Consider the following 7765-nt stretch of genomic DNA (forward strand, 5'->3'; position numbering starts at 1 on the left):
CGTCCCGGCGCCTGCCGAGCCCGAGCCGGCCGCCGCCGTGGCCGTGAACATCCCGGCGCCCGCCGAGCCCGAGCCGGCCGCCGCCGTGGCCGTGAGCATCCCGGCGCCCGCCGAGCCCGAGCCGGCCAGCAATGCGCCGGCCGAGAGTGCGCCGGCCGAAGCCGCCGCCCAAGTGGCGGAGGCCGCGGCACCCGCGCCTGCGGCCGAACCCGTCGCGGAAGCCGCCGCACCGCCCGCCCCTCCGGCCGAGATGCCGGTGGCGCAGGTGGCGCTGGCGGAGGATGCCGACCAGCCGGCCTCGGACGCGCCGGCAGCGGATGAGGACGAGGCCGCGCCCTTCGGCGAAAGCGCCGAGGAGGCCGCGGAGCGCGAGGCCGAGGAGGCCGAGGAGGCCGCCGAGGAACCCGCGCGGACCACCTTCGCCGATCTGGGCCTGTCCGACCCGATCCTGCGCGCCGTGTCCGAAGCCGGCTACCTGCACCCGACGCCGATCCAGGAACAGGCGATCCCCATCGTGCTGATGGGCCGCGACGTGCTGGGCTGCGCCCAGACCGGCACCGGCAAGACTGCCGGCTTCACCCTGCCGATGCTCGACATCCTGGCCGGCAGCCGGGCCAAGGCGCGCATGCCGCGGTCCCTGATCCTGGAGCCGACGCGCGAGCTGGCGCTGCAGGTGGCCGAGAACTTCGTGAAGTACGGCAAGCACCTGAACCTGACGCATGCGCTGCTGATCGGCGGCGAAAGCATGAACGAGCAGCGCGACGTCCTGGAGAAGGGCGTGGACGTGCTGATCGCGACCCCGGGGCGGCTGCTGGACCTGTTCGACCGCGGCCGGATCCTGCTGGCCGACTGCAAGGTGCTGGTCATCGACGAGGCCGACCGCATGCTGGACATGGGCTTCATCCCGGATGTGGAGCGCATCGTCTCCATGCTGCCGCGGATGCGCCAGACGCTGTTCTTCTCCGCCACCATGGCGCCGGAAATCCGTCGCCTGGCGGATGCCTTCCTGCAGAACCCGCGGGAGATCACCGTCTCCGCCCCCGCGACGGTGGCCACCACCATCACCACCGGCCTGATGTGGGTACACCCGCATGAGAAGCGGGAAGCGCTGCGCAAGCTGCTGAACAAGGAAGCGGTGCTGAACGCCCTGGTGTTCTGCAACCGCAAGATCGACGTCGACATCCTGTACAAGTCGCTGAAGCGGCACGGCTTCTCGGTCGGCGCGCTGCATGGCGACCTGGAGCAGTCGGTGCGCTTCGCGACGCTGAACCGCTTCAAGGCGAACGAGATCCAGATCCTGGTGTGCAGCGACGTCGCCGCGCGCGGGCTCGACATCGGCGGCCTGAGCCATGTGTTCAACTTCGACGTGCCGTTCCATGCGGAGGACTACGTCCACCGCATCGGCCGCACCGGCCGCGCCGGGCGCCAGGGCCATGCCTATTCCCTGGCGGCGCCGGAGGATGCGAAATCCGTCGCGGCAATCGAGCGCCTGACCGGCAAGCCGATCCCGCGCATGGAGATCGAGGGGCTGTCCCCGGTGACGGCCGAGGAGATCGAGGAAGGCGCCAAGGCCCGTCGCGGCCGCGGTGGCCGCCCCGCCCCCGGCGGGCGCGATGCCGGCAAGGGTCGCGATGGGGGCCGCGATGCCGGCCGTGGCCGTGATGGCGGCCGCGGGCGCGATGGGGGCCGGGAGGCGCCGCGCCGCGACGCCCCGCCGCCACGGGCCGAGGACGCCGTGCGCGCCGAGCGGCCGCCGCGGGACGATCGCGGTCCGCGGCGCGATGCCCGCCCGGCGCGGGACGAAGCCCGCCCGCCGCGGGAGGAAGCCCGCCCGCCGCGCGACGAGACGCGGCCGCGCCGGGAGGGTGGCCGCCCCGATCCGCGCCGCGACCCCGGCGTGCGGGAGGCGCCGCAATCGCTGGAAGCCCGACGCGAGGAGATGCGGCGGGAACGGCGGGAGGACCGGGAGGCCGGCCCCGTGCCGCGCGGCTTCGGCGATGCCGTGCCCGCCTTCATGCTGCTGCCGCTGCCCCGCCCGCGGCGCGACGCGGCCTCGGACGCGGAGGCGGCCTGAGGGTTTGGGACTCGATGCCCGACAATGCCGAGGTCGCCGGAAAGATTCCGGCGATTTCAACGGGCCTTGATGCACCGACCCGGTTCCTGCCCACACGCTGAGCCAGGCGGCCGGCCGTGGCGCGACGGTTGCCCGATGGCCGCCGCCGCGCCAGATTGCACCCCCGTTTCACGGATCGCGGCTGGCCTTGGCGCGCCGCGACCCCATCTCATCAGCCCGTCCCGCCCCGCCAGGAGGAATGCATGAACGTCGTGACCCCGGTGCCCACGAAGGCCAGCCCGTCGAGCTTCACCTGGGACGACCCCCTGATGCTGGACCAGGCGCTGTCCGAGGATGAGCGCATGATCCGCGACGCGGCGCGCGATTTCTGCCAGGGAAAGCTGATGCCGCGCGTGCTCATGGCCAACCGGAACGAGCATTTCGACCGGGAGATCATGAACGAGTTCGGCGAGATGGGCTTTCTCGGCGCGACGCTCGATGGCTATGGCTGCGCCGGCGTCTCCTACGTCTCCTACGGCCTGATGTCGCGGGAGGTGGAGCGCGTCGATAGCGGCTACCGCTCCGCCTTCTCCGTTCAGTCCTCCCTGGTGATGTACCCCATCCACGCCTTCGGCTCGGAAGCGCAGAAGCAGAAGTTCCTGCCCAAGCTGCGCACCGGCGAATGGGTGGGCTGCTTCGGCCTGACCGAGCCGGATGCGGGGTCCGACCCTTCCTCCATGCGCACCCGTGCGAAGAAGGTGGATGGCGGCTACCTGGTCAGCGGCTCCAAGACCTGGATCACCAATTCGCCGATCGCCGATGTGGCGGTGGTCTGGGCCAAGGACGATGAGGGCATCCTGCGCGGCTTCCTGCTGGAGCGGGGCATGAAGGGCCTGACCTTCCCGAAGATCGAGGGCAAGTTCAGCCTGCGCGCCAGCATCACCGGCATGATCATGATGGATGAGGTCTTCGTGCCGGAGGAGAACCGCCTGCCGGGCGTGAAGTCCCTCGCCGGCCCCTTCTCCTGCCTCAACCGCGCGCGCTACGGCATCGCCTGGGGCGCGCTGGGCGCGGCGGAGTTCTGCTGGCACGCGGCGCGCGACTACACGTTGGGCCGCAAGATGTTCGGCAAGCCCCTGGCGCAGACCCAGCTCATCCAGAAGAAGCTGGCCGACATGATGACGGAGATCACGCTCGGCCTGCACGCCGTGCTGCGCGTCGGCCGGCTGTTCGACGAGCACAAGGTCGCGCCGGAGATGATCTCCCTGGTCAAGCGCAACAATTGCGGCAAGGCGCTGGATATCGCGCGCATGTCGCGGGACATGCATGGCGGCAACGGGATCGTGGACGAGTACCACGTCATCCGCCACGTCATGAACCTGGAGACGGTGAACACCTATGAGGGCACGCATGACGTGCATGCCCTGATCCTGGGGCGCGCCCAGACCGGGCTGAACGCCTTCGGCTGACCCCATCCCCGGCGCCGCAGCCCCTTCCCCGGCCGGGGAAGGGGCTGCGGGCGGTGAGGATGCCACCCCGGTCACGCGCCGCCGGCGCCGGACCTTCCCCGACAGGGCCGGCCCAACGGATCGCAGAGAGGCCCGCATGACCCGCCGCATCACCCTGGAGCCGCTGACGCAGGACGCCTTCGCGCCCTTCGGCGATGTGGTCGATCCGCCGGCGCCGGGCGAGCGGGTGTCGCTCTCGGCCACGCTCCGCGCCTTCGATGGCGCGACCCAGCCGAGCCTGTCGTTCACCTGCGCCGCGCCCTGGGCCTTGCCGCTGCAGGCGACGGCGATGGAGCGGCACAACCGCTCATCCCAATGCTTCGCGCCGATGGATGTGGCGCGCTGGGTGGTCATGGTGGCGCCGGATGCGGGCGGGAAGCCGGATGCCGCGGCGATCCGCGCCTTCCTCGTCCGCGGCGACCAGGCGGTGAACTACCATGTCGGCACCTGGCATCATCCGCTGCGGGCGCTGGATCGGCCCGGCCGCTTCGCCGTGCTGATGTGGACCACCGGCGTGAAGGCCGATGACGAGGAATGGTCCAACCTGCCGGAGCCGGTCTCGATCGAGGCCGCCTGATGCGGTTGAAGCGGCGCGCCCCTGCCGCCCCGCTTCGGCGGTAAGCGCGCGCATATTGCTGCGCCGCAAGCGCCGGGGTTAGGCTCCGCGCATCAGGAGTATCCCAGATGCCCACACGTCGCGCCTTGGGCGCTGCCGCGCTCTCCCTCCTTGCCGCTCCCGCCCTGCGCGCCCAGGGCGCCTGGCCGAACCGGCCGGTGCGCCTGCTGGTCGGCTTCCCCCCCGGCGGCTTCACCGACGTCGTCGCCCGCGCCATTGCGGAGCAGTACACGGCGATCCTCGGCCAGAGCTTCGTCGTGGAGAACCGATCCGGCGCTTCCGGCACCATCGCCGCCGATGCGGTGGCCAAGGCGCCGGCGGACGGGTCCGTGCTGCTGCTGGGGCATTCGACGCCGAATGCGGTTTCCGCCGCGCTGTTCTCCAACCTGCCCTTCGACCCGCAGAAGGACCTGACGGCGGTGGCGCAGCTGGCGGTGCACCCGCATCTGCTGGTGGTGCCCGCGGCTTCCCCCTTCCGGACCACCGCGGATCTCATCACGGCGGCGAAGGCGCGGCCGGGGGCGATCAGCTTCTGCTCCGCCGGCATCGGCTCCGTCCACCACACCGCCTGCGCCATGCTGGCCCAGAAGGCGGGGGTGGAGTTCACCCATGTGCCCTATCGCGGCAGCGGGCCCGCCATGGCGGACCTGATCGCCGGGCGGGTGGACATGACGATCGAGGGCATCAACACGGTCGGGCCGCTGATCGAGGACGGCAAGCTGCGGCCGCTGGCGGCTGGCACGCTGGCGCGGATCAGCCGCCTGCCCAACCTGACCACGCTGCAGGAACAGGGCTATGGCGACATCGATGCGCAGAGCTGGGTCGGCATCTTCGGCCCGGCCGGGCTGCCGGCGGCGATCGTGGCGAGGCTCGGCACCGCCTCCGACCAGGCGATGGGCGCGCCGGCCTTCCAGCGCATCCTGACCACCGGCGGGTCGATCCCCGCCAACCGCCGCGGCGCGGATTTCCAGGCCTTCTTGGCGCTGGAAATCGAGCGCTACAAGGCGGTGCTGGGGGATGGGAAGATCGCGCTTTAGAGCCATTTCACCGAAAGCGAGGACGGTGAAGCGGCTCTAACTTATTGTTCTGCGGCATTTTCCGAGTCGCCTTGCGATGCCGCAAGGCTTGAAAATGCTCCAGCTTATTGTTCCGCCGCATTTTCCGGGTCGCCTTGCGGTGCCGCAAGGCTTGAAAATGCTCCAGCTTATTGTTCCGCCGCATTTTCCGGGTCGCCTTGCGATGCCGCAAGGCTTGAAAATGCTGAAGCCCGGGCCGCGCCCGCCGCCCATGCGGCGAGCCTGCCCGGGGCCCGAGGGCGCAGCATCATGCGCGGACGATGATGGCGGTGACGTTGTCCCGCGCGCCATAGGCCAGCGCAGCCCGGATCAGCACCTCGGCCTCGAAGCCATCGGCCAGCATCTGGCCAAGCTCGCCTTCCGGCACCGCCTTGAAGAGCCCGTCGCTGCACAGCAGGAAGCGGTCTCCAGGGGCGAGGCGAGCGCTGGCCTTGTCCAGTTCCAGCACCCCCTCCGCGCCCACCGCGCGGGTGATGACATTGGCCTGGGGGTGGGATTCGGCGGCCGCTTCATCCAGCAGCCCCTGATCCACCAAATCCTGCACCAGGCTGTGGTCCCGGGTCAGGCGGGTGAAGCTGCCCTCGCGCAGCCGGTAGATGCGGCTGTCGCCGGCCCAGAGGCAGGCATAGTGGCCACCGCGGGCCAGCAGCACGGCCAGCGTGGTGGCGATGATCCGCCCCGGCCCGGCCTGCTGCGCCTGGCGCTGCAGATCGGCATGCACGGCGGTGATGCGCAGCCGCACCTGGGCCAGCATCTCCGCCGCCGAGAGGCCCGGGGGCAGGTCCTGCAGCGCAGCGGTGGCGGCGGCGGAGGCAACGTCGCCGGCGCCATGCCCCCCTGCCCCATCCGCCACCGCCCACAGCCCGATATCCGGCCGGTCGACGAAGGCGTCCTCGTTGCGGGGGCGGACGGTGCCGCGGTGGGTGACGGCCTGGCTGGTCAGCACCGCGTTCATCCCCCGCCCTCCAGCAGCACGCGGAACTGCGCCGCGGGCGGCAGGCCCGGCAATGCCCAGTGATGGCCGGGGGCCTGCCACCAGCCGGGCGAGCCCGCCGGCGCGCCCGGCGTGGGCGACGGCAGGGATAGGTGCAGCCGGTCGGCGTCCCAGGCTTCGGCCTGGGCCAGCTGGCCAAGCTGGTCGAGAACCGCGAACCAGGGCTCGCCCGGGTCCTCCGCCGCCAGGCTGGCGGCGAGCGTCAGCGGGAAGCGCCGGCCGACGAGGTCGACGCTGGGGCGGATCACGCCGGCCACCCGCCCCGGACCGCAGGCGCCGGCCGGCAGCAGGAAGCGCCAGGCGGGCGCGGCCGCCCAGGACGCGGCGAGGCCGGCCTCCCCCAGCGCCTCCCGCGCGGCTTCCAGGCTGGCCTGCAGCCAGGCATCCCAGGGCCGGCAGAAATCCTCCGGCAGGGCGCGGCGGACGAAGTCGCCATGGGCCGGCAGCTTGCCGTGGAGGCCGGTGGGCATCTCACGGTGCCAGGGTCGGGCAGCGGAAATCCTGCAATTCGCGCAGCGCGAAGGGATGGACGATGGAGGAGGCGCGCAGCTCGAACTCCGCGCTGCGGTCGCCATGGCGGAGCGTCAGCCGCAGCCGGTCCGGGCTGCGGGTGGCGATCAGCCGGCCGCGCTCGACGAAGCGCATGGCGGCCCAGGCGCCGTCGATGGCCAGCGGACCGGCAGTGCTCGGCGGGTCGAAGGTCAGCGTCAGCCCGGCGCGGGAGGGCCAGGCCATGGGGATGGGGCGAGTGGTCGCGCCTTCGCCTGCCAGGACCACGCGGTTGCCCTCCACCTCCAGCACCGCGGAACGGGCGCCGGGGTCGATGCCGGTGGGCACCAGGTCGAAGCGCAGGCCGAGCGCGGCGCCGGCCAGGCCGGCGGGCCAGAAGGCGTCGCGGATGGCGGCGGCGCGCTGGAACTGCATCAGGTCCGCGGGCGTGATCGGCGGCGTCAGCCCCTCCGCCGCCACCGGGCGCCAGGGGCGCTGGGTGGTGTCGACGAAGTTGCGCAGATGCTGGGCGAAGAACTGGTCGAAGACGCCGCTGGGGCCGAACAGGCGGACGAAATCGTCATAGGGCGTATCGGCGGCGGAAATGGTCTGGCGGAAGGGGAAGCGGGTTTCGAGGCCGCGGCAGAAGGGCGCCAGCGCGGCACCGCCGGCCGCCGCGATCGCCGCCCGCGCGCCGCCGCTGCGCGCCGTGGCGGTGGACAGCGCCAGGGTCTGCAGCCAGCGGCTGAGCGGTTCCGGCGCGCGCTGCGCCTCCGCCGCCAGGCGCTGCCCGGGGTCGAGGCCGGGGCTGGGCGGGATGACCGTGCCGGGCGGCGAGGAGACGATGCGCGCCACCTGCACATACAGCTCGTTCACCGTCGCCAGGATGCCGTCCAGCGGTTGGCCGGCGACCTCCCGCAACGGCTTGAAGCGTTCCTCCACCACCAGCGCCACCGGCGCGGCGGAGGAGGGCTGCGCCGCGGCGCCGATGGCGGCCGCCAGCCGGCTGGGCACGGCGGCGGCGGCCTG

General features: G+C 72.3%; 7 protein-coding genes. 4 read left to right on the forward strand and 3 right to left on the reverse strand.

The genetic code is table 11. From position 1 onward, the window contains the following. The 4 genes from HEQ75_RS27165 to HEQ75_RS27180 all read left to right on the forward strand — a co-directional run. On the forward strand, positions 1-2074 hold a 2074-nt coding region (locus tag HEQ75_RS27165), incomplete at its 5' end, for a DEAD/DEAH box helicase (protein WP_209318808.1). A gap of 242 nt (positions 2075-2316) precedes the next feature. Beyond that, a complete protein-coding gene (locus HEQ75_RS27170) occupies positions 2317-3522 on the forward strand; it encodes an acyl-CoA dehydrogenase (RefSeq protein ID WP_168035260.1) in 1206 nt (401 codons plus the stop codon). A 136-nt stretch (positions 3523-3658) separates the two neighbouring features. Then, positions 3659-4138, forward strand: coding sequence for an ureidoglycolate lyase (locus tag HEQ75_RS27175; RefSeq protein WP_168035265.1), 480 nt, complete (start codon positions 3659-3661; stop codon positions 4136-4138). A 107-nt stretch (positions 4139-4245) separates the two neighbouring features. Further along, the gene (locus HEQ75_RS27180) at positions 4246-5214 is read left to right on the forward strand and encodes a Bug family tripartite tricarboxylate transporter substrate binding protein (RefSeq protein WP_168035261.1); all 969 of its coding nucleotides are present in this window, start codon (positions 4246-4248) and stop codon (positions 5212-5214) included. Between the two features lie 286 nt (positions 5215-5500). Here HEQ75_RS27180 and HEQ75_RS27185 read toward each other — a convergent pair whose 3' ends face one another. The 3 genes from HEQ75_RS27185 to HEQ75_RS27195 all read right to left on the reverse strand — a co-directional run. Continuing rightward, entirely contained in the window at positions 5501-6208 is a 708-nt protein-coding gene (locus tag HEQ75_RS27185; protein WP_168035262.1) for a PP2C family protein-serine/threonine phosphatase, read from the reverse strand. Beyond that, positions 6205-6717, reverse strand: coding sequence for a type VI secretion system-associated protein TagF (gene tagF, locus HEQ75_RS27190; protein ID WP_168035263.1), 513 nt, complete (start codon positions 6715-6717; stop codon positions 6205-6207). Before tagF ends, HEQ75_RS27185 begins: the two co-directional genes overlap by 4 nt. Position 6718: 1 nt before the next feature. Beyond that, positions 6719-7765: type VI secretion IcmF C-terminal domain-containing protein (locus HEQ75_RS27195; RefSeq protein WP_328735018.1), on the reverse strand; the 1047-nt coding region annotated here is incomplete at its 5' end.

This window comes from Falsiroseomonas selenitidurans (genome assembly GCF_012103215.1).
Taxonomy (GTDB): domain Bacteria; phylum Pseudomonadota; class Alphaproteobacteria; order Acetobacterales; family Acetobacteraceae; genus Falsiroseomonas; species Falsiroseomonas selenitidurans.